Below are 24,339 nucleotides of genomic sequence, written 5' to 3'. Positions count from 1 at the left end.
GGCACCCCTGCCCCCGGCGGCCCGCCGGCGCGACCGGGCAGGTCCACAGAAGCGCGGAACAGCGACGGCAGGACCGCGACAGCCGGAGGGACGCCCAGAACCGTGACGACCAGCACCAGGCGCGACGGAGCGTGGCTGCGCCGATTCCACCCCGCGCCCGGTGCCCCCGTCCGGCTGGTCTGCTTCCCGCACGCGGGAGGCTCGGCCACCTTCTACTTCCCCGTCTCCCGGGCGCTGTCGCCGTCGATCGAGGTGCTGGCCGTCCAGTACCCGGGGCGGCAGGACCGGCGCGGCGAACCGGGCGTCGGCGACATCGGCGAGCTGGCCGACCGCGTGGTCGAGGAGCTGCTGACCCTCGACGCCACCCCGCCGGCCCTCTTCGGCCACAGCATGGGCGCCATGGTGGCGTACGAGGTCGCCAGGCGCCTGGAGCGCGAGGGGATCGAGCTCCCGCACCTCTTCGTCTCGGGCAGGCGCGCCCCGTCGCGCACCCGCGAGGGGCGCGTGCACCAGCTCGACGACGACGGCCTGATCGCCGAGATCGAGAAGCTCAGCGGGACCGACTCCCGGATCCTCGGAGACCCTGAGCTGCTGCGGATGATCCTCCCCGCCATCAGGAGCGACTACCGGGCGGTCGAGTCGTACCGCCATGTTCCCGGCCGCCCGCTGCGCTGCCCCGTCACCGCCCTCACCGGCGACGAGGACCCCCAGGTGACGCTCGACGAGGCGCGGGCGTGGAGCGAGCACACCGCCGGCGACTTCGAGCTCAAGGTGTACGAGGGCGGACACTTCTACCTCAACGCCCGTGCGGCGGCCGTGATGGAAGCGATCTCGGCCCGCATCGCGTAACCGGCGCCGATCGGGGCACACGCGCCGGACCGGCGACGTACAACAGCCCCGCACCCCCCGCCACACCCGGTCCGTGCCACCCCGGCACCCCAGGACCCGGGTGCCCCACCCCTGCGGCCAGGACGGCCGGCACCGCCCTGTCCCCGGCGCCCCCTGCCCGGGGCGGGGACGACGGGTGCCCCGATCGGCTACCCCACCCCGTGCCCCGTCCGGCAGCCCGTTGTAGCCGGTCGAACGATCTCCCGGTGCCCACCACCGCGCGGCAAGGATTGAACCGCCCAATGACACGACGTCGTTGTAGTCGGCAATCAAAGGACACTCCATGGGCCTGCCCGCAGCCTGGTGGCGCACAAGTCACAGCTACGTCTCGGACATCCTCTCCCTGCTCGCCGAAGCGCCGGAGCGGGAGGCCGTCCACTGGCGTGGTGACGCCCTGTCCGGCGGCGACCTGATCCAGTCCGTGACGGAAGCGTTCCTTGCCCTGCGCGAGCGCGGAGTGGGCAAGGACGACGTCGTGGCGATCCTGGTCGCCCCCAACAGCCCCGAGATGCTCACCGTGCGGTACGCGGCACATCTGCTCGGTGGTGCCGTCTGCTATCTGCGCACCACCAATCCCGGCACCCGGGACACGGTCCTTCCGCTGGACCACCAGATCCAGATGCTGCGCGACACCGGAGCCGTCACCGTCTACACCGACGCGGAGGCCCTGGAGCGCGCGGCCGAACTCGCCGATCGCCGCGGCATTCCGCTGACACGGCGTGAAGCGGGGCAGGCCGGCCCGGCCGGCGCCGGCACCCCGGACGCCGCGGCATGGGCGCCGGAGGCGCTGGCCGTCCTCAACTTCACGAGCGGCAGCACGGGACGGCCCAAGGGCATCCGGCTGTCGGGCCGCGCCTGGGAGGCCACCGTGCGCGCGTGGATGGACGTCGGCCGTCAGTACGACTGCGCGTCGATCCTGCTGTCGACCCCGCTGAGCCATGCCGTGGGCCCGCTGGCGGACGCCGCCCTGCTCCTGGGCGGGGCGATCCGGCTCCAGGAGAGCTTCTCGGCCGGGGAGTTCGTGGACACCGTCGCCGCCGAGGACGTCTCGTGGACGTTCATGGCGACGAACCACGTGTTCCAGCTCGTGGACCATCTGCTGGAGCGGGGCCTGGGCGACCGCGCCTCCGTGGCGGCCGCCGGCCTGTCGTCGCTGCGCCTGATCGCCTACGGCGGCAGCCCCGCGGCACCCGCCAGAATCGCCCAGGCCTTCCGGCTTCTCGGTCCTGTCCTCACGCAGGGGTACGCGACGAGCGAGTCCGGACGCATCACCAACCTGACCCCTCCGGAGCACGGGGACCCGGAGCTCGCGGGCACCGTCGGACGGCCCTTCCCCGAGGCCGACGTCATGGTCTGCCACCCGGAGTCGGGGGCCCCGCTGGCGGCGGGGGACATCGGTGAGGTCCGCGCCCGCTCGCCCCAGATGATGGACGGATACAACGGCGACCCCGAACTCACCGCGCGGGTCCTCCAGGACGGCTGGTACTCCACCGGAGACATCGGGCGCCTCGACGAGCGCGGATATCTGACCCTGCTCGGCCGGGTGGCCGACGTCATCAAGGTCGGCGGCGTCAAGGTCCACCCCATCGTCCTCGAGGCGGAGATCCTCGCGCACCCGGGGGTCCGGCACGCCGCCGTCTTCGGAGTGCAGGACGAGGACGGCAGCGAGCACGTCCACGCGGCGATCGAATGCGACCCGGGCGAGGCGGTCGACGTGGAGCACATCCGCGCCGCCATCGCCGAGTCGCTGTCACCGATTCACGCACCCGAGAAGATCCACGTCCTGGACGCGCTGCCGAGGAACAGCAACGACAAGCCAGACAAGGGGCGCCTGCGAGCGCAGTTCGCCTAGCGAGCCCCCGCGCTGTCGCGCACCCATCCCACCGCTACGTCGAGAAGGCAACGTCATGAGCTCTCATCTGGCCTCGTACCTCAACGGGACCATCGCCGGCGACTCCGTCGCCGGCAAGCGCGAATTCCTGGAGATCGGCCGCCGCTCCGGCCACTACCCCCTCGCCAGCGCGCGGCGCGACGGGGTGGACTCCGAAGTGAGCGTCTGGTGCAGCAACGACTATCTGGGCATGGGGCAGAACCCCCAGGTCGTCGCCGCCATGCAGGCCGCGATAGACGCCCACGGCGTGGGCTCCGGCGGCTCCCGCAACATCGGCGGGACCAACCACCACCACGTCCTGCTCGAGAACGAGCTGGCGGACCTGCACGGCAAGGAAGCCGCTCTCCTCTTCTCCTCGGGCTACACCGCCAACGAAGGCTCTCTCACCGTGCTGGCGGGGATGCCCGAGAACACCGTGGTGTTCTCCGACGCGAAGAACCACGCCTCGATCATCGACGGTCTCCGGCACAGCCGTGCCAAGAAGCACGTCTTCCGGCACAACGACACGGCCCACCTGGAAGAACTGCTCGCAGCAGCCCCCGCCGACTGCCCGAAGCTCATCGTCGCGGAGACGGTGTACTCCATGTCGGGCAACGTCGCGCCGCTCGCCGAGATCGCCGACCTGGCGGACCGGTACGGCGCCACCACCTTCATCGACGAGGTCCACGCGGTGGGCATGTACGGCCCGCAGGGCGCCGGCATCGCCGCCCGGGAGGGCATCGCCGACCGGTTCACGGTCGTGATGGGCACCCTGGCCAAGGGCTTCGGCACGGTCGGCGGCTACATCGCCGGACCGGCCGCCGTCGTGGACGCGGTACGCACCTACTCGCGCTCGTTCGTCTTCACCACCTCGCTGCCGCCCGCGGTCGCCGCCGCCGCCCTGGCCTCGGTCCAGTACCTCCGGTCCTCCGACGTCGAACGGAAGCTCCTCTCGGAGAACGCACGGCTTCTGCACGGCCTTCTCGTCGCGGCGGACATCCCGTTCCTCTCGACGGACTCCCACATCGTCTCGGCCCTCATCGGCGACGACGACCTCTGCAAGCGGGCGTCCCGGCTGCTGTACGAGCGGCACGGCATCTACGTCCAGCCCATCAACGCCCCGAGCGTGCCCGCCGGCGAGGAGATCCTCCGCATCGCCCCCTCCGCCGTCCACGACCAGGGCGACGTCGAGACCTTCGCCCGGGCCCTCCGGGAGGTCTGGGAGGAGCTGGACATCCCGACCGCCCGTGCCCGCGGCTGGTCCACACCCCGATGACCAGGTCAGTCGCCGATGTGCTGGCCGAGACGGCGGCACAGCGACCCGGCCACACCGCTCTGATCCACGGCACCGAGCACCACACCTACGCGTGGGTGTGGGAGCAGGCACGGCGCTGCGCCGCCGTGCTGCGGGCCGGCGGAGTACGGCCCGGGGACCGCGTCGCCGTACTCCTGGCCGACACCCCGCGGTTCCCCGTCGTGTACTTCGGTGTGCTGGCGGCCGGCGCCGTCGTCGTCCCCCTGAACCCCATGTCGACCGCGCCGGAGATCCGGCACGTCCTCACCGACGCGGACGCCCGCTTCCTGGTGTCCGCCGCCGCCCTGCTCCCCGAGGCGAGCAAGGCGGCGGAGCCGCTCCCCACCGTGCTGTTCAGCGACGGCCCGGGCCCCGAGGGCACGGTCGACCTGGAGCACGCGGCACGGGACACGGCACCGATCGACGCCCGCGCGGCGGGGGACCCCGACGACGTCGCGGTGGTGTTCTACACGTCCGGAACGACGGGTGAGCCGAAAGGGGTGGCGCTCACCCACCGGAACATCCTGTACAACGCCGAGAGGATGGTCACCACTCCCTACGCGTTCCGGAGTGACGACATCCTGCTCGGATGCCTGCCGCTGGCCCACGGCTTCGGGCAGATCTGCGGCCTGCTGACCGGCTTCCGCGCCGGCATCACCCTCGTCATGATGCCGAGGTTCGCCGGGCGGGAGGCCCTCGCGCTGATGCGGGAGCACCGGTGCACGGTGTTCATGGGCGTACCGACCATGTACGTCAAAATGCTCGACGCGGTGGCCCAGGGGGAGCCGGTGCCCCGGCTCGACCGGGTGTACAGCGGGGGATCGGCGCTCCCCGCCGCCACCCTGGACGACGTCCGGAGCACCTTCGGGTGTCCGGTCTACGAGGGCTACGGAATGACCGAGACCTCCTGCAGCGTCGCCTACCACTATCCCGGTCTGACCTTCCGGCCCGGGACCGTCGGTGTTCCGATCACCGGTGTCACCGTCGGCATAGCGCGGTCGGACGCCGAGGCGATCGAGCTTCTGCCGGCCGGTGAGGCGGGTGAGATCGTCGTACGCGGCCCGAGCGTCATGGCCGGATATCTCGGCCGCCCGGATCTCACCGCCGCGGTGCTGAAGGACGGCTGGTTCCTCACCGGCGATCTCGGCACGCTGGACGAGGACGGCTACCTCTCCGTCGTGGGCCGCAAGAAGGACGTGATTCTCCGCGGCGGCTACAACGTCCACCCGAGCGAGGTCGAGGAGGTCCTCCTCGGGCATCCTTCCGTGGCGCAGGTGGCGGTCATCGGCGTCCCGCACCCCGAACTCGGCGAGGACGTCTGGGCGGTCGTGGTGGCCGCGCGGCCGGAGGACGCCACCCGGGAGTCCGGCCAGGAGATCGTGGCATGGGGAAAGCGGCGTCTCGCCGCGTACAAGTACCCCCGCCGCGTCGAGTTCACCGACGCGCTCCCGGTGGGCAGCAGCGGGAAAGTCCTCAAGCGGGCGCTGGTCTCGGCATACCGGCCGGCCGCGGGCTCCTAGCCGCCGCATTCCTCATGCGGCCCCCCGGCCGCCTCAGAAACAACACAGCGCGCGTATGACCCGCACCACGGCCGCGGGACATGTCCGCCCGCTCCGGCAACGTTCGTCACATTAGGTGGGGCAGCTCGACCATGGTTGAAATCCAAGCGCACACGTCGATGTCGGACGAGGCGATCGCCGTCGTCGGACTGTCCTGCCGGCTTCCGGGAGCGGAGAACCCCGCTCAGCTGTGGCAGCTGCTGCGCGACGGCCGGAGCGCGCTCGGCGCGCCCCCGGAGAACCGTCCCGGACTGCCGTCCCGGCCGGGGGGCCACCTCCAGGACGTCAGCGGCTTCGACGCGGCGTTCTTCGGCATCAGTCCGCGTGAGGCGTCCTCGATGGATCCCCAGCAGCGGTTGATGCTGGAGCTCGCGTGGGAGGCGCTGGAGGACGCCCGGATCGTTCCCGCCCGCCTCGCCGACAGCCGGACCGGTGTCTTCGTCGGCGTCATCGCCGACGACTACGCCGCGCTCACCCGGCAGCGCGGGACGGACGGCATCACCCGCCACACGCTGACGGGTCTCAGCCGCGGTGTCATCGCCAACCGGATCTCCTACGCCCTCGGTCTGCACGGACCGAGCGCGGCCGTGGACACCGGCCAGTCCTCCTCCCTGGTCGCCGTGCACCTGGCGGTCGAGAGCCTGCGCCGGGGCGAGTCCGCCATGGCGATCGCCGGCGGTGTGAACCTCAACCTGGTGCCGGAGAGCACCCTCGGCGCGGAGCGGTTCGGCGCCCTGTCGCCGGACGGCCTCAGCTTCACCTTCGACGCGCGGGCCAATGGGTACGTACGCGGTGAGGGCGGCGCGTTCGTGGTGCTCAAGCCGCTGCGCGCCGCCGTGGCGGACGGCGACCCGGTCTACTGCGTGCTGCACGGCAGCGCCATGAACAACGACGGGACGAGCGAGGGCCTCACCGTACCGAGCGCCGCCGGTCAGCAGGACGTGGTGCGCCAGGCGTACGCGCGGGCCGGTGTGCCCACGGAGCGGGTGCAGTACGTCGAACTGCACGGCACGGGTACCAAGGTGGGCGACCCGGTCGAAGCGTCGGCTCTGGGCACGGTGTTCGCCGGCGGCCGCGCGGACGGAGCCGAGCTGCGGGTCGGCTCGGTGAAGACGAACGTGGGGCACCTGGAGGGTGCCGCCGGCATCACCGGCCTGCTGAAGGTGGCGCTCTGCCTGCGCCACCGCGAACTCGTCCCGAGCCTCAACCACGAGGTCCCCAACCCGGACATCCCGTTCGGCGAGCTGAAGCTGGCCGTGCAGCGGACCCGCGAGCCCTGGCCGCGGCCGGACGAGCCGCTCTACGCCGGGGTCAGCTCCTTCGGCATGGGCGGTACGAACTGCCATGTCGTGCTCTCGGACTGGCGCACCGAGCCGGCGGCGCGGACCGAGCCGTCCGGCGCGGAGGCCGGTCCGGGTGTCGTGCCGTGGGTGGTGTCCGGCAGGACGCCCGAGGCCGTGGCGGGCCAGGCGGAGCGGCTGGTGTCGTTCCTGGAGGAGCGGCCGGAGCTGGACGCCGCTGCCGTGGGCCGGTCGCTGGCCGTGACGCGTACGCGTTTCCCCCACCGCGCGGTGGTCCTGGGGGAGAGCCACGAGGAACTGCTGGCGGGTGTCCGGGCGGTGGCCCAGGGGCTGCCCGCGGCCGGAGTGGTGTCGGGGCGTGCGGTGCCGGACGGCGCGGTGGCGTTCTTGTTCTCGGGGCAGGGGAGTCAGCGTCTGGGGATGGGGCGTGGGTTGTATGGGGCGGAGCCGGTGTTCGCGGCTGCGTTCGACGAGGTTGTGGCGGCGCTGGATGTGTATCTGGAGCGTTCGCTGGCGGGGGTGATCGAGGGGGAGCCGGAGCTGTTGGGGCGGACGGTGTTCACTCAGCCGGCGTTGTTCGCGGTCGAGGTGGCGTTGTTCCGGTTGCTGGGGCATTACGGGGTGGTCCCGGATTATGTGGTGGGTCATTCGGTGGGTGAGCTGGCGGCGGCTCATGTGGCGGGTGTGCTGTCGTTGGAGGATGCGGCGCGTTTGGTGTGTGCGCGGGCGCGGTTGATGGAGGGTGTGGCCGCGGGTGGGGCGATGGTGGCTCTGGCTGCGGGTGAGGCGCGGGTTTCGGGGTGGCTCGAGGGTCGTTCGGGTGTGGAGGTGGCGGGGGTCAACAGTCCGTTCAGCACGGTGGTCTCGGGTGATGAGGCTGCTGTGCTGGAGGTGCTGGAGCTGGCGCGTGGGGAGGGTGTGAAGGGGACGCGGCTGAAGGTGAGCCATGCGTTTCACTCGGCGCATCTGGACGGGATACTGGCGGAGTTCACCGAAGTTGCCCGGTCGGTGTCGTATGGGGCTGCGCGGATTCCGGTGGTCTCGAATGTGACGGGTGGGGTGGTCGAGGAGTTCACGGCCGAGTACTGGGCGGTGCAGGCGCGTTCGGCGGTGCGTTTCGCCGACGGTGTGGCGACGCTGGCCGGTCTGGGTGTGACGGCGTTTGTGGAGCTGGGCCCCGATGGGACGCTGGCGGGTCTGGCCGGTGAGTGCCTGGACGGGGTCGAGGGTGTGGTGGTGGTCCCGCTGCTGCGCAGGGACCGCGACGAGCAGCGTTCCTTCCTGACCGCTCTGGGCACGGTGCACGCGCATGGGGTGGAGGTGGACTGGGAGCGGTCCCTGCCGGGTGCGGCTGTGGTGGACCTGCCCACCTACGCTTTCCAGCGCGAACACTTCTGGCTGGACGGCCCGGCGGTCGCGCCGGACGACGCCCGGCCGGTCGCGGCCGGGCGGAGCACCGGCCCGCAGCGCGCCACCGGGCGGGGCGACGCACTCGAACTGGTGCGTGCGCACGTCGCGGCGGTGCTCGGCCACGGGTCGGCGCGCGACGTGGACGCCGACACGACCTTCAAGGACCTGGGCTTCGACTCCCTCGCGGCCGTGGAGCTGCGGAACGCGCTGAACACGGCTACCGGGCTCTCGCTGCCCGCCGGGCTCCTCTTCAACCACCCGACCCCGGCCCGGCTCGCCGGACACCTCGCCGGTCGGCTCGGCCCGGACCGGAGCCACGACCCGGACGACACCGCGTACGACACCGCGTACGAGACCGCGGCCCCGGACGAGCCGATCGCGATCGTGGGCATGGCATGCCGGCTGCCCGGAGGGGTCGCCTCTCCCGAGGACCTGTGGCGGCTGGTGAGCGGCGAGGTCGACGCGGTCGGCGAGTTCCCGGCCAACCGGGGCTGGGACCTCGACGCGCTGTTCACCCCCGATCCGGACAGCCCCGGCAAGACCTACGCCACCCGGGGCGGCTTCCTGCACGACGCGGACCGCTTCGACGCCGGGTTCTTCGGCATCAGTCCGCGCGAGGCGGCGGCCATGGACCCCCAGCAGCGGCTGCTGCTGGAGACGGCCTGGGAAGCCTTCGAGCAGGCGGGCATCGACCCCGCGACGCTGCGCGGCACCCGTACCGGTGTGTATGTGGGCGCGACGGCACAGGAGTACGGGCCGCGGCTGCACGAGCCGTCCGGCGGGCACGACGGCCACCTGCTGACGGGCAGCACCACCAGCGTGGCCTCGGGCCGGCTGGCCTACACCTTCGGGCTGGAGGGCCCGGCGGTGACCGTCGACACCGCGTGCTCGTCCTCGCTGGTCGCGCTCCACCTCGCCGCGCAGTCACTGCGCCAGGGAGAGTCCTCCGTGGCACTCGCCGGCGGTGTGTCCGTCATGGCGACGCCCGGCATGTTCGTGGAGTTCTCCCGGCAGCGCGGGCTGTCGCCGGACGGGCGGTGCAAGGCGTTCTCCTCGTCGGCGGACGGCACGGGCTGGGCCGAGGGCGTGGGCCTGCTGGTGCTGGAGCGGCTGTCGGACGCCGAGCGCCACGGGCACCGGGTGCTCGCCGTGATCCGCGGGTCCGCCGTGAACCAGGACGGTGCGAGCAACGGTCTGACGGCCCCCAACGGGCCCTCGCAGGAGCGGGTCATCCGCACCGCGCTGAAGCGTGCCCGCCTGGCGCCGTCCGAGGTGGACGCGGTGGAGGCGCACGGCACGGGCACCCGGCTCGGCGACCCGATCGAGGCGCAGGCGCTGCTGGCCACGTACGGCCAGGACCGCGAGGAGCCGCTGCGGCTCGGCTCGCTGAAGTCGAACATCGGCCACACGCAGGCCGCCGCGGGCGTCGCGGGCGTGATCAAGATGGTCATGGCCATGCGCCACGGGGTCCTCCCGGCGACACTGCACGTGGACGAGCCGACCGCGCACGTCGACTGGTCGGCCGGCGCGGTGGAGCTGCTGACGCAGGCCCGGGAGTGGCCCGAGCTGGACCGGCCGCGCCGGGCGGGCATCTCGTCCTTCGGCATCAGCGGGACCAACGCCCACCTCGTCGTCGAGGAGGCCGGGCGGACCGGCGCCCCCGAGGCGGACCCGGCGCGGGGCCCGGTGCCGTGGGTGCTGTCGGGCAAGTCGGCGGCCGCTCTGTCGGAGCAGGCGGAGCGGCTGGTGTCGTTCCTGGAGGAGCGGCCGGAGCTGGACGCCGCTGCCGTGGGCCGGTCGCTGGCCGTGACGCGTGCCCGTTTCGCCCACCGCGCGGTGGTCGTGGGGGAGACCCGCGACGAACTCCTCGACGCCCTGCGGGCGCTGACCCCGGGCGAGGCCGTCCCGGCGGGCCAGGTCGCGTTCTTGTTCTCGGGGCAGGGGAGTCAGCGTCTGGGGATGGGGCGTGGGTTGTATGGGGCGGAGCCGGTGTTCGCGGCTGCGTTCGACGAGGTTGTGGCGGCGCTGGATGTGTATCTGGAGCGTTCGCTGGCGGGGGTGATCGAGGGGGAGCCGGAGCTGTTGGGGCGGACGGTGTTCACTCAGCCGGCGTTGTTCGCGGTCGAGGTGGCGTTGTTCCGTCTGCTGGGGCATTACGGGGTGGTCCCGGATTATGTGGTGGGTCATTCGGTGGGTGAGCTGGCGGCGGCTCATGTGGCGGGTGTGCTGTCGCTGGAGGATGCGGCGCGTTTGGTGTGTGCGCGGGCGCGGTTGATGGAGGGTGTGGCCGCGGGTGGGGCGATGGTGGCTCTGGCTGCGGGTGAGGCGCGGGTTTCGGGGTGGCTCGAGGGTCGTTCGGGTGTGGAGGTGGCGGGGGTCAACAGTCCGTTCAGCACGGTGGTCTCGGGTGATGAGGCTGCTGTGCTGGAGGTGCTGGAGCTGGCGCGTGGGGAGGGTGTGAAGGGGACGCGGCTGAAGGTGAGCCATGCGTTTCACTCGGCGCATCTGGACGGGATGCTGGCTCAGTTCACCGAGGTTGCGCGGTCGGTGTCGTATGGGGCTGCGCGGATTCCGGTGGTCTCGAATGTGACGGGTGGGGTGGTCGAGGAGTTCTCGGCCGAGTACTGGGCGGTGCAGGCGCGTTCGGCGGTGCGTTTCGCCGACGGTGTGGCGACGCTGGCCGGTCTGGGTGTGACGGCGTTTGTGGAGCTGGGCCCGGACGGGACGCTGGCGGGTCTGGCCGGTGAGTGCCTGGACGGGGTCGAGGGTGTGGTGGTGGTCCCGCTGCTGCGCAGGGACCGCGACGAGCAGCGTTCCTTCCTGACCGCTCTGGGCACGGTGCACGCGCATGGGGTGGAGGTGGACTGGGAGCGGTCCCTGCCCGCTACCGCTCTGGTGGACCTGCCCACCTACGCCTTCCAGCGCGAACACTTCTGGCTGGACACGCCCCGCTCCGGTGACGCGGCGGGCCTGGGTCTGACGGCCGTGGACCATCCGCTGCTGGCCGCGGTGATCACGGAGCCCGACGGGGACGCCGTGCAGTTCTCCGCGTCCGTGTCGGTGACCTCGCACCCGTGGCTGGCCGATCACGCCATCGGCGGGACGGTCCTGGTCCCGGGAACGGTGTTCGTGGAGCTCGCGGGCACCGCGGCCGAGCAGCTGGGCTGCGCCACCGTCGAGGAACTCACCCTCCAGGCGCCCCTGGTCCTCCCCGAGAGGACGGGCGTGCAGCTGCGGCTGACCGCCGACCGGGCCGACGCGCGCGGCGACCGCCGGTTCACCGTGTACGCACGGACCGGCGAGGAGCAGTGGACCGCCCACGCGGCCGGCGTGCTCACCTCCGCCGTCCCCTCGCCGGGCACGTCCCTGGACCAGTGGCCCCCGGCCGGTGCCACCCCCCTCCCGCTGGACGGCGTCTACGACCGCCTCGGCGACCTGGGCTACGGCTACGGACCGGCCTTCCACGGTCTGCGCGCCGCCTGGCGCGCCGGTGACGACCTCTACGCCGAGGTCGCCCTGCCCGACCGGCTCCACACCGACGCCGGGCGCTTCGGCACCCACCCCGCCCTCCTCGACGCCGCTCTGCACCCGCTCGTGCTGGAGGCCGCGGCCCCGGCGCGGGACGACGGCACGATCCGGCTGCCGTTCTCCTTCTCGGGCTTCGCGCAGCACGCGGTCGGCGCCACGGCGCTGCGCGTCCGCTGGACCCGTACCGGCCAGGACACGGCCAGGCTCGTCCTCGCCGACGGGTCGGGCGCCCCGGTGGCGGCGATCGAGTCGGTCGCCCTCCGGCCCGTCTCCCGCGACCGGCTCGACGGCCCCGTCCCGGCCGCGACGCCGCTGTACCGGGTGGCCTGGGAGCGCCTCCCGGCGGACGGGCCGGTCACCGGCCCGGACTGGGTCCGGCTCGGCGAGGCTCCGTACGCCGACCTCGCCGCGCTGGCCGCCGCGGTGGGTGCCGGAGCCGCCGCACCGGAGTACGTGGTGATCGGCGAGCGGGAACTCGCCGGCGGCACCACGGACGAGGTGCTCGACCGGACCCACGCCACCGCGGCGCGCGGGCTGGAGGCGGTACGGGAGTGGCTGGCCGCCCCGCACCTCGCGGAGAGCCGGCTCGTCGTCGCCGTACCGGACGGAGCCCTGCACACGGCCCCGCTCGTGGGCCTGGTCCGCACCGCGCAGACCGAGCAGCCCGGCCGGCTGGTCCTGGCCCACCTGGACGAGGACGGCCCGGAGCGGCTGCCCGCCGTCCTGGCGTCCGGCGAGCCCGAAGTGGCGGTGCGGGGCGGCGAGTTGTTCGTACCGCGCCTGGCGCGTGCCGCGGACGCCGCGGCGGAGCCGGTCAGGGCCCTGGACCCGGAGGGCACGGTCCTGGTGACCGGTGCCCTGGGCACGCTGGGCCGGCTGGTGACCCGCCGGCTGGTGACGCACCAGGGCGCACGGCACCTGCTGCTGGTGTCGCGCCGGGGCGCCGACACCCCGGGCGCCGCCGAGTTCGCGGCGGAGCTGGCCGAGTCGGGCGCACGGGTCCGGATGGCGCGGTGCGACGTGTCCGACCACGACGCGCTGGCGGGTCTGCTGGACGAGGTCGCCGCCGAGCGCCCGCTGACCGCCGTGGTGCACGCGGCGGGTGTGCTGGACGACGCCACGGTCACGTCGCTGTCGGCCGGCCGGCTGGAGCGGGTGATGCGTCCGAAGGCCGACGCGGCCTGGAACCTGCACCGGCTGACCGCCTCCCTCGACCTCGCCTCCTTCGTCATGTTCTCGTCCGTCTCGGGCCTCATCGGCAACGCCGGCCAGGCCAACTACGCGGCGGCGAACACCTTCCTCGACGCGCTCGCGGAGCACCGCCGTGCCCGGGGCCTGCCCGCCACCTCCCTCGCGTGGAGCCTGTGGGACAGCGCCGACGGCATGGCCGGGAGCCTCGCCGACGCCGACGTCGCGCGGTGGAAGCGCGGCGGCATCGTCCCGCTGACCCCGGAACGGGGGCTCGGCATGTTCGACGCGGCCCTCGCCTCGGCGGAGCCGCTCCTGGTCCCCGCCGAACTCGACCACGCCGCCCTGCGCGCCCTGGCCGCCGAGGACGCGCTTCCCGGGCTGTTCACCGGACTGGTCCGCGCACCCCGCCGCCAGGCGAACAGCGCCTCCGGCGACGCCGGCTCGTCGTGGCTCCGGCGGACGGCCGCGCTGGCCGGCGAGGACCGGGCGCGGGCCGTCCTCCAGACCGTACGGGAGACCGTGGGGCTGGTCCTCGGGCACGGGGCCGGCGCCGACATCGACCCGGCCAGGTCCTTCACGGACACCGGATTCGACTCGCTCACCGGTGTCGAACTGCGCAACCGGCTCAACGCGGTGACCGGTCTGCGCCTGCCCACCACCCTGGTGTTCGACCACCCGTCGCCCCGGGCCGTGGCGGACCTCCTGCTGGACCGGCTCGACGCGACCGGGACGGCCCCCGCCCCGGCGGTGGCCGCCCACGCGCCGGGCCTGGACGAGCCGATCGCCGTGGTCGGCATGGGCTGCCGCTACCCCGGCGGGGTCTCCTCGCCGGAGGAGCTGTGGCGGCTCGTGGCGGAGGGCCGGGACGCGATCGACGAGTTCCCGTCCGACCGGGGCTGGGACGTGGACGCCCTCTTCGACCCGGACCCCGAGAAGACCGGCACCTCGTACACGCGCAAGGGCGGATTCCTGTACGAGTCGGCGGAGTTCGACGCCGAGTTCTTCGGGATGAGCCCGCGCGAGGCGATCGCCACCGACCCGCAGCAGCGCGTGCTGCTGGAGGTCGCCTGGGAGGCGCTGGAGCGCGCCGGGATCGACCCCGCCGCGCTGCGCGGCTCCCCGACCGGCGTCTTCGCGGGAGTCATGTACAACGACTACGGCTCACGGCTGGGGAGCGCCCCCGAGGGCTTCGAGGGACACCTGCTGACGGGCACGATCTCCAGTGTCCTGTCGGGCCGGGTGGCGTACACCTTCGGTCTCGAAGGGCCGGCGGTCACCCTGGACACGGCGTGCTCCTCCTCACTGGTGGCGGTCCACCAGGCCGCCCAGGCGCTGCGCCAGGGCGAGTGCTCGATGGCCCTGGCCGGCGGTGTCACGGTGATGTCGACACCGACGACCTTCGTCGAGTTCTCCCGCCAGCGCGGCCTGTCGCCGGACGGGACCTGCAAGTCGTTCGCGGCCTCGGCGGACGGCACCGGCTGGGGCGAGGGCGCCGGCCTGCTGGTGCTGGAGCGGCTGTCGGACGCCCGGCGCCTCGGGCACACCGTCCTCGGCGTGATCCGCGGCAGCGCGGTCAACCAGGACGGTGCGAGCAACGGCCTCACCGCGCCCAACGGGCCCTCGCAGGAACGCGTCATCCGCCAGGCCCTCGCCAACGCCCGCCTCGCCCCGCACGAGGTCGACGCGGTCGAGGCGCACGGCACCGGCACCCGGCTCGGCGACCCGATCGAGGCGAACGCGCTGCTGGCCACGTACGGCCAGGGCCGCGAGGAGCCGCTGCGGCTGGGATCGATCAAGTCGAACATCGGCCACACGCAGGCCGCCGCGGGCGTCGCAGGCATCATCAAGATGCTGATGGCCATGCGCCACGGCGAGCTTCCGGCGACGCTGCACGTGGACGAGCCCACGCCGCACGTGGACTGGTCCGCGGGTGCGGTGGAACTGGTCACCGAGCACCGGGCGTGGCCGGAGGTGGCGCGTCCGCGTCGGGCGGCCGTCTCCTCGTTCGGCATCAGCGGTACCAACGCGCACGTGGTCCTGGAGCAGGGACCGGAGCCGGCCGCGGCCGGCGCACCGGTGGCGGCGGGGCTGCCGCTGCTGGTGTCGGCGAAGAGCGAGACGGCCCTGGCGGCCCGGGCCGGCCAGGTGCGGGACCTGCTCGCCGCGGAGACCGCCGACCCGGAGCGGGTGGCCGCGGCCCTCGCGACCCGGGTGCCGCACCTCCCCTTCCGGGCGGCGGTGTCCGGCGCGGACCGGGACGAGCTGCTGGCGGGTCTCGACGCGCTGGCCTCGGGCGGCTCCGCGGCGAACGCCGTCCAGGGCGCGGTGACGGGCCCGGGGAAGACGGTGTTCGTGTTCCCCGGCCAGGGCTCGCAGTGGCAGGGCATGGCGCTGGAACTCCTCGACACCGCGCCGGTGTTCGCCGCCCGGCTGGCCGAGTGCGAGCGGGCGCTGGCACCGTTCACCGACTGGTCGCTGCGGGACGTCCTGCGCGGCGCCGAGGGCGCCCCCGGCCTCGACCGGGTGGACGTGGTCCAGCCCGCGCTGTGGGCGGTCATGGTGTCCCTGGCCGCGCTGTGGCGTTCGGTGGGCATCGAGCCGGACGCGGTGCTCGGCCACTCGCAGGGCGAGATCGCGGCGGCCGCCGTGGCGGGGGCACTGTCCCTGGACGACGCGGCGAAGGTCGTGGCCCTGCGCAGCCGGGCGCTGGTGAGGCTGGCCGGTACGGGCGGAATGGTGTCGGTGGCCCTGCCGGCCGGCGAGGTCCGCGAACTCCTCACCCGGTGGGACGGCACCCTCGACATCGCCGCGCACAACGGCCCGCGTTCCGTGGTGGTCGCCGGAGAGGCGACCGCCCTCGCGGACCTGGTCGCCCACTGCAAGGGCGACGGCATCCGCGCCAAGCGCGTCCCCGTCGACTACGCCTCCCACTCCACGCACGTCGAGAGCCTGCGGGACGAGCTTCTCGACGCCCTGTCCCCGATCGCCCCGCGCGCCGCCGAGGTGCCCTTCCTCTCCACCGTCACCGGGCAACCCCTGGACGGCACGGAGCTCGACGGCGCGTACTGGTACCGCAACCTGCGCCGGACCGTACGGCTGGAGGAGGCCACCCGGACCCTGCTCGACCAGGGCCACCGGGTCTTCGTCGAGGCCAGCGCCCACCCGGTGCTGACCACCGCGCTCCAGGAGACGATCGACGACACGCCGTACGACGATGCCGTCACCGTGCCCTCCCTCCACCGCGACCGGGACGGACTCGGCGACTTCCTCGCCTCCGCCGCGCAGGCCCACGTCTCGGGCGCTCCGGTCGACTGGACGGCCGTCACCGGAGGACCCGGCGCGGCCGTGGACCTCCCGACGTACCCCTTCCAGCGCAGGCGCCACTGGCTGGAGGGCCCCACGCGGGCCGGGGACGCGGGCGGGCTCGGCATGTCCGCCGAGCGGCACCCGCTCGTCGGCGCCGCGCTCTGGACGGCGGACGAGGACAAGCTGGTCCTCAGCGGCAGGGTCGCCCTGAACCGGCAGCCCTGGCTGGCCGACCACGCCGTGGCCGGCACCGTGCTGCTCCCCGGTACCGCCTTCGTGGACCTCGCCGTCCGGGCGGGCGACCACACGGGCCTCGACCGGCTCAACGAGCTGACCCTCCAGGCGCCGCTGGTCCTGGCCGGCCGCGACGGCGTGCAGATCCAGGTCGTGGTCGACGCCCCGGACGAGGAGGGCCGGCGGGCGCTGTCGGTCCACTCACGCCCGGAGGCCGGGCCCGGCGACACCGCGCCCCACCCGTGGACCCTGCACGCCACCGGCGTCCTGGGTCACGCGGACGGACCCGCGGGCGCGCCGGCCGGCCCCGCCTGGCCCCCGGCCGGCGCCGAGCCGGTCGACCTGGCGGCGGCGTACGACACGCTCGCCGAGCGGGGCTTCCAGTACGGGCCCGCCTTCCGCGGCCTGCGGGCCCTATGGCGCGCCGGACGGGAGCTGTACGCCGAGGTCGCGCTCCCCGAGGAGGCCCCCCGGGGCGACTTCGGGATCCACCCGGCCCTCCTCGACGCGGCCCTGCACCCGCTGGCGCTCGCCGAGGACGACCGCCTGGTCCTGCCGTTCTCCTGGAGCGGTGTGCGGCTGCACGCGGCGGACGCCGAGGTGCTGCGCGTACGCATCACCCCGGAGGGCCCGGGTCACGCCCTGTCCCTCGCCGACACGAGCGGTGAGCCGGTCGCGTCGGTGCGGGCGCTCAGCCTGCGGACCGTCGACCCCGCGCGGCTCGCCGGCCCCGGCACGCCCCGCCGGCCGCTGCTCCACGTGGACTGGACGACCGCCCCGGAGGCGGCCCCGGTCACCGGATGGGCCGTCCTCGACGACTCCGGCCACGGCCTGCCCGCCCCGCTGGGCACCTCCCCGGACCTCGCCGGCCTGGCCGGAGCCCCGCCGCTCGTGGTGGTGCCCGTCGGTGGCGGGGAAGGCCCCGCCGCGACCGCGCACCGCGCCCTGCGGCTCGCCCAGGAATGGCTCGCCGAGGAGCGGTTCGCCGACTCGCGCCTGGTCTTCGTGACGCGTGACGCGACCACCGCCCGTACCGAGGCCGGACTCGCCTCGGCTCCCGTATGGGGCCTGGTGCGTACCGCCATGACGGAGAACCCCGGCCGGTTCGGGCTGCTGGACCTGGCGGACCGGGACGTCTCCGAGGCGGAGCTCGGCCGTGCGCTGGCCGTACCGGACGCGCAGGTGAGCCTGCGCGACGGGGCGCTGCTCGTACCGCGGCTGGTCACCTCGCCCGCGGCGGGCGACACCGTGCCCGCCCTGAACCCGGAGGGCACCGTGCTCATCACGGGTGCCACCGGCACCCTGGGCCGGCTGTTCGCCCGCCACCTCGTCGCCGCACACGGCGTACGGCACCTGCTGCTGGCGAGCCGCCGCGGCCGGGAAGCGGCGGGCATGCCGGAGCTGGAGGCCGAACTCGCGGACGCCGGAGCCCGGGTGTCCGTGGTCGCCTGCGACACGGCCGACCGCACGGCGGTGGCCGCGATGCTGGACGCGATCCCCTCCGCGCACCCCCTCACCGCGGTCCTGCACACCGCCGGCGTCCTCGACGACGCCACGCTGCCCGCCCTCACGGCCGGGCAGCTCGACACCGTCCTGCGCCCCAAGGCCGACGCCGCCCGGCACCTGCACGAGCTGACGGCCGACCGGGAACTGGACGCGTTCGTCCTGTTCTCGTCGCTGGCCGGCACGGTCGGCACCGCCGGCCAGGCCAACTACGCCGCGGCCAACGCCTATCTGGACGCCCTGGCGCACCACCGCCGGGCCCTGGGCCTGCCCGGCACCTCGCTGGCCTGGGGCCTCTGGGCCGAGGGCAGCGGGATGACCGGTCACCTGACCGACGCCGACCTCGCCCGGATGTCCCGGAGCGGCATCGCCCCCCTCGGCAGCGAGCAGGGGCTCGCCCTGTTCGACGCGGCCCTCGCCACGCGCCGGCCGGTGCTCGTCCCGGCCCTGCTGGACCACACCGGGCTGCGGGCACAGCGGGACGACGGCACCCTGCCCGGGATCTTCCACGGCCTGGTACGCCCGGCACGGCGCACCGCCGCCGGCGAGCGGGCGGGCGGGAACTCCCTGCGGGAGCGCCTGGCCTCCCTGGCCCCCCGGGACCAGGAACGCACCCTGCTGGAACTGGTCCGCGACGTGGTGGCCTCCGTACTCGGGCACACCGACGGGGGACAGGTCGCACCCGACCGGGCCTTCGACGAGCTGGGCTTCGACTCGCTCAAGGCGGTGGAACTGCGCAACCGGCTGAACACGGCCACCGGGCTGAAGCTGCCCGCGACGCTGGTGTTCGACCACCCGAGCACGGCCGCGCTGACCGGCTTCCTCCGGACCGAACTGCTCGGCCCTGACACCGCGCCGGCCGGGCCCGGACCGGTCACCGGCGCCTCCCACGCCTCCCACGCCTCCGACGCCGCCGATGCCTCCGACGAGCCGATCGCGATCGTCGCGATGGCCTGCCGCTACCCGGGAGAGGTCAGCTCTCCGGAGGAGCTGTGGGCGCTGCTGTCCGACGGGCGGGACGCCATCGGCCCGTTCCCCGACGACCGCGGCTGGGACCTCGACGGCCTGTACGACGCGGACCCCGACCGGCCGGGCACCTCCTACACCCGGCACGGCGGATTCCTCTATGACGCCCCGCAGTTCGACCCCGAGTTCTTCGGGGTGAGCGCACGGGAGGCCACCGCCATCGACCCGCAGCAGCGCCTGCTGCTGGAGATCTGCTGGGAGGCCTTCGAACGCGCCGGTATCGACCCGGCCTCCGTCAAGGGCAGCCAGACCGGTGTGTTCGCCGGCGTCATGGCCAACGACTACGCGGCACGCCTGAAGGACGCCCCGGAAGCCCTGGAGGGCTACCTGGCGGTCGGCAGCACCGTCAGTGTCGCCTCCGGCCGCGTCGCCTACACCTTCGGTCTCCAGGGGCCGGCGATCACCGTCGACACGGCCTGCTCCTCCTCGCTGGTCTCCCTCCACCTCGCCGCGCAGGCGCTGCGCAACGGCGAGTGCGGGCTCGCCCTGGCCGGCGGAGTGACCGTCCTGGCCTCGCCCGGCCTGTTCGTGGAGTTCAGCCGGCAGCGCGGCCTGGCACCCGACGGCCGGTGCAAGTCCTTCTCCGCGCGGGCGGACGGGGCGGCCTGGGCCGAAGGCGCCGGAGTCCTCCTGCTGGAACGCCTCTCCGACGCCCGGCGCAACGGCCGGCGCGTCCTCGGCGTGATCCGCGGCACCGCCGTCAACCAGGACGGGGCCAGCAACGGCCTCACCGCCCCCAACGGCCCCTCCCAGGAACGGGTGATCCGCCAGGCCCTGGCCAACGGGGGCCTCACCGCGGCGGACGTGGACGCGCTGGAGGCCCACGGCACCGGCACCACGCTGGGTGACCCGATCGAGGCCCGGGCCGTGCTCGCCGCCTACGGGCAGGAGCGCCCCGCGCCCCTCCTGATGGGCTCCCTGAAGTCGAACATCGGACACGCCCAGGCCGCCGCCGGGGTGGCCGGCGTCATCAAGATGGTCATGGCGATGGAGCACGGGGTGCTCCCCAGGAGCCTGCACATCGACGAGCCCAGCCCGCACGTGGACTGGTCCGCCGGCCGGGTGGAACTGCTCACCGAGGCGGTGCCGTGGCCCGAGTCCGGGCGGCCGCGCCGGGCGGGTGTGTCGTCCTTCGGCATCAGCGGCACCAACGCCCACGTCATCGTGGAGCAGCCGCCGGCCGAGGAGCCGCCCCCGCCCGCCGGGCCGATGCCGGTCGTGCCGCTGCTGCTGTCCGCGCACAACGACGCCGCCCTCAGGGCGCAGGCCGACCGGGTGGGCGCCGCCCTCGCCGGCTCCGGGCAGCGGGACCTCGCACCGGCGGGCCTGACCCTCGCCACCGGACGGGCCCGGCTGCCGCACCGCGCCGTGGTGGTGGCCTCCACCGCCACCGAAGCGGCCGGCGGTTGCGCCGAGCTCACCGTGCGGGGCACACCCGTGGACGGCCGCACGGCCTTCCTCTTCACCGGCCAGGGCAGCCAGCGGCCCGGCATGGGCCGGGAGCTGTACACCGCCTACCCCGCCTACGCCGAGGCCCTGGACGCCGTGTGCGCGGAGCTGGACCCCCTGCTGGAGAAGCCGCTGCCCGACGTCCTCTTCGGCACGGACCCCGAGCCGCTGGACCGGACCGGCTTCACCCAGGCCGCCCTGTTCGCCACCGGGGTCGCGCTCTTCCGGCTCCTCGAAAGCTGGGGCGTACGGCCGGACTTCCTCGCGGGCCACTCCATCGGTGAGCTGGCCGCCGCGCACGTCGCCGGCGTTCTCACCCTGGCGGACGCGGCGCGGCTGGTCGCGGCCCGCGGGCGGCTGATGCAGGCGCTGCCCGGCGGCGGCGCGATGCTCGCCGTACAGGCCGGCGAGCAGCAGGTACTGCCGCTGCTCGCCGGGCGGGAGGACCTGCTGGACATCGCCGCCGTCAACGGCCCCGCCTCCGTGGTGCTCTCCGGCGACACCGAGGCCGTCGAGGCCGCCGGGGCGGCCCTCACCGCCCAGGGCCACCGGACCAAGCGGCTGCGCGTCAGCCACGCCTTCCACTCCCCGCACATGGACGCGATGCTGGACGACTTCCGGAAGGTCGCCGAGGGACTGGACTTCGCCGAGCCCACCATCCCGGTCGTCTCCACCCTGACCGGCCGGCCGGCCGGCGCCGGGGAACTCACCACCCCCGAGTACTGGGTCCGGCACGTCCGGCGGCCCGTGCGGTTCGAGGACGCGGCACGCGCCCTGGAGGCCGAGGGCGTACGCACCTTCCTGGAGCTCGGCCCGGACGGCGTGCTCAGCGCGATGGGGCAGGACTTCCTCGGCGCCGGATCGCTCCTGGTCCCGGTGCTCCGCCGCGGGCGGCCCGAGCCGCACACCGCCGTCACGGCCCTGGCCCACGCCCATGTGCGGGGCGTGCCGGTGGACTGGCGCGCCCTGTTCGGCGGGAGTGCCGGACCGGCCGCCGATTTGCCGACGTACCCCTTCCAGCGCCGGCGCCACTGGCTCACGGAGGGGCCGGGCGGAGCCGACGTCCGCTCGGCCGGACTCGACACCGCGCGGCACCCGCTGCTCGGGGCCGCGGTGCCGCTCGCCGGCTCCGACGGTGCCCTGTTCACCGGCCGGATCTCGGGCCGCAGCCACCCCTGGCTCGCCGACCACGCCGTCGCCGGCACCGTGCTGGTCCCGGGTACGGCCCTGGTGGAACTCGCCCTCCACGCGGGCGCCGCACTGGGCTGCGAGCGCCTGGAGGAGCTCACCCTCCAGGCACCCCTGGTCCTCCCCGGCGAGGGCGCGCTCCAGCTCCAGATCACCGTCGGCGGCCCCGACGGGGACGGCCGCAGGCCCGTCGACGTCCACTCGCGGGGGGACCGGGAGGGCGACGCCTGGGACCGGCACGCCACCGGAACCGTGACGGCCGCCGTACCCCCCGGCCCCGGACGCGACCTCGCCTCCTGGCCCCCGGCCGGCGCCGAGCCCGTGCCCGTCGAGGACCTGTACGACCGCCTCGCCGACCGGGGCTACGGCTACGGGCCCGCCTTCCAGGGGCTCCGGGCGGCATGGCGCTCGGGCGACGACCTCTGCGCCGAGGTACGGCTGTCCGCCGACGCCGGCGGGTTCGCCCTGCACCCGGCACTGTTCGACTCCGCGCTGCACGCGCTGCTCCTGGAGGAGGCGGCCGGACCGCGGCTGCCCTTCTCCTTCGGCGGCGTGCAGCTGACCGGGGCTCCGACCGACACGCTGCGGGTCGTGCTCTCGGCCGGGCCGGACGGAAGCACCGCGGTCCTCATCGCCGACGAGACGGGCTCGCCGGTCGCCACCGTCGCGTCGCTCGCCCTGCGGGCCCTGCCGGCGGGGACCGTGCCGGCCCACCTCTCCGGCCGGGACCTGTACGCGGTGCGGCGGACCGGGGTGGAACTCCCCACCGGTGGCGACCCGGACGTCGTGGTCCTCGGCGCGGCCGACCCGGGACTCGCCGCCGAGCACGTCGCCGACCTCACTGCCCTGACCGCCGCCGTGGCGGACGGCCGGGCCGCACCCGACGTGGTCGTCCTCCCGGTGGCCCCGGCCCCTGCGCGGGAGACCGGCCGGGTCACCCAGGAGGTGTCGGCGGTACTGCGGCAGTGGCTCGCCACCGGCACACCGGCCGGGACGCGGCTCGCCGTGGTCAGCACCGGGGACCTGGCGCACAGCGCGCTCACCGGACTGATGCGGACCGCCGAGTCGGAGCACCCGGGACGGTTCCAGCACGTGACCACGACCGGCCTCCCGGCCGACCGCGAGCTGCTCGCCGCGGCCCTGGCCGACCCCCGGCCCAGCCTGGAACTGCGGGACGGGCGGGCATGGGTGACCCGGCTCGCCCCGGCCCCGGCCCCGACTCCGGCCCCGGACCCGGACGCCGGCGCCGTGTTCGACCCGGAGCGCACGGTGCTGATCACCGGCGGCACCGGCGCACTGGGCGCGCGGGTCGCCCGGCACCTGGTCACCGCCCGCGGCGCCCGGCACCTGCTGCTCACCAGCCGGCGGGGCGGGGCGGAGGACCTGGTCGCCGAGCTGACGGCGCTGGGCGCGGACGTACGGGTCACGGCCTGCGACGCGGCCGACCGCGGCGCGCTGGCCGGGCTGCTCGCCTCGGTCCCGGACGCGCATCCGCTCACCGCGGTCGTGCACGCGGCCGGAGTGGTCGAGGACACCACGCTGGAGGCCATGACCCCGGAGGCCCTCTCCCGGGTCCTGCGGCCGAAGGTGGAGGCCGCCTGGAACCTGCACGAACTGACCGCCGGGCTGGAGCTGACGGACTTCGTCCTCTTCTCCTCCGTCGCCGGCCTGGTGGGCAACCCCGGGCAGGCCAACTACGCGGCCGGCAACACCTTCCTGGACGCGCTCGCCGAACACCGGCGCGCCGCGGGCCTGCCCGCCGTGTCCCTCGCCTGGGGCATGTGGGAGGACGGCATGGCGGACGGCCTCGACCGCGCCGACCGCGCCAGGATCGCCCGCAACGGGATCCTGCCGATGCCGGCCGGCCGGGCCCTCGCGGCCCTCGACACGGCCCTGGCCGGAGCCGGCGCGCCGCACACCGGCGGCGAGGCGGGGACCGGACCGGTGCTCGCGCCGGTGGCCCTGGACCTCGCGGCGCTGCGGGGCCTCGGGGAGGCACTGCCCGAGCTGTACCGGGACCTGGTGCGCACCGAGCGCCGAGCCGTCCCCCGCACCACCGCACCGGCGGAGGTCCCGCTGGCGGAGCGGCTCACGGGCCTGGACGGGGAGGAGCAGCGGAAGCTGCTGCTCGACTTCGTCCGGGACCAGGTCGGCACCGTCCTCGACCACCCGGCCCCGCGGACGATCGACGTCCGGCGCGGACTGCTGGACCTGGGCTTCGACTCCCTCACCGCGGTGGAACTGCGCAACAGGCTGAACACCGCCACCGGACTGCGGCTGCCCAGCACGCTGGTCTTCGACCACCCGACCGTCCACGCCGTCGCCGGACACCTCTGGGACGAGCTGGTCGGCGAACTGCCGGACCCGGTCCAGGCGGCCCTGGACGCGCTGGAGGCCGCGCTCTCGGCCGCCGGCGTCACCCCGGACGGCGACGGCCCGGCGGACACGTACGCCACACGGTTGCGCGGCCTGCTCCGGACGGTGGACGGCGGCGCGGACGGCGCCCCGGACGACACCGACCTCGGCCTGGCGACCGACGACGAACTCTTCGCGGCACTCGACAACGAACTCGGCAGGTAGGGCATGGACAAC

At 74.5% G+C, this 24,339-nt stretch carries 5 protein-coding genes; all 5 read left to right on the top strand.

The features are described from left to right. Positions 1 to 102 precede the first annotated feature (102 nt). On the top strand, positions 103 to 849 hold the full coding sequence (locus ACF08D_RS13850; RefSeq protein ID WP_392222815.1) for a thioesterase II family protein: 747 nt from the start codon (positions 103 to 105) through the stop codon (positions 847 to 849). Positions 850 to 1,171: 322 nt separating this feature from the next. Further along, the gene (locus ACF08D_RS13845) at positions 1,172 to 2,740 is read left to right on the top strand and encodes a class I adenylate-forming enzyme family protein (protein WP_392222814.1); all 1,569 of its coding nucleotides are present in this window, start codon (positions 1,172 to 1,174) and stop codon (positions 2,738 to 2,740) included. 55 nt (positions 2,741 to 2,795) lie between these two features. Further along, a complete protein-coding gene (gene hemA / locus ACF08D_RS13840) occupies positions 2,796 to 4,034 on the top strand; it encodes a 5-aminolevulinate synthase (protein ID WP_392222813.1) in 1,239 nt (412 codons plus the stop codon). Then, on the top strand, positions 4,031 to 5,572 hold the full coding sequence (locus tag ACF08D_RS13835; protein WP_392222812.1) for a long-chain fatty acid--CoA ligase: 1,542 nt from the start codon (positions 4,031 to 4,033) through the stop codon (positions 5,570 to 5,572). The genes hemA and ACF08D_RS13835 overlap by 4 nt, the downstream gene beginning before the upstream one ends. 131 nt (positions 5,573 to 5,703) lie before the next feature. Then, a complete protein-coding gene (locus ACF08D_RS13830) occupies positions 5,704 to 24,327 on the top strand; it encodes an SDR family NAD(P)-dependent oxidoreductase (RefSeq protein ID WP_392222811.1) in 18,624 nt (6,207 codons plus the stop codon). The last annotated feature ends 12 nt before the right edge of the window (positions 24,328 to 24,339 follow it).

It is taken from the genome of Streptomyces sp. NPDC015131, from assembly GCF_043079975.1.
Classification (GTDB): domain Bacteria; phylum Actinomycetota; class Actinomycetes; order Streptomycetales; family Streptomycetaceae; genus Streptomyces.
This window is presented reverse-complemented; position numbering and strand designations above follow the sequence as displayed.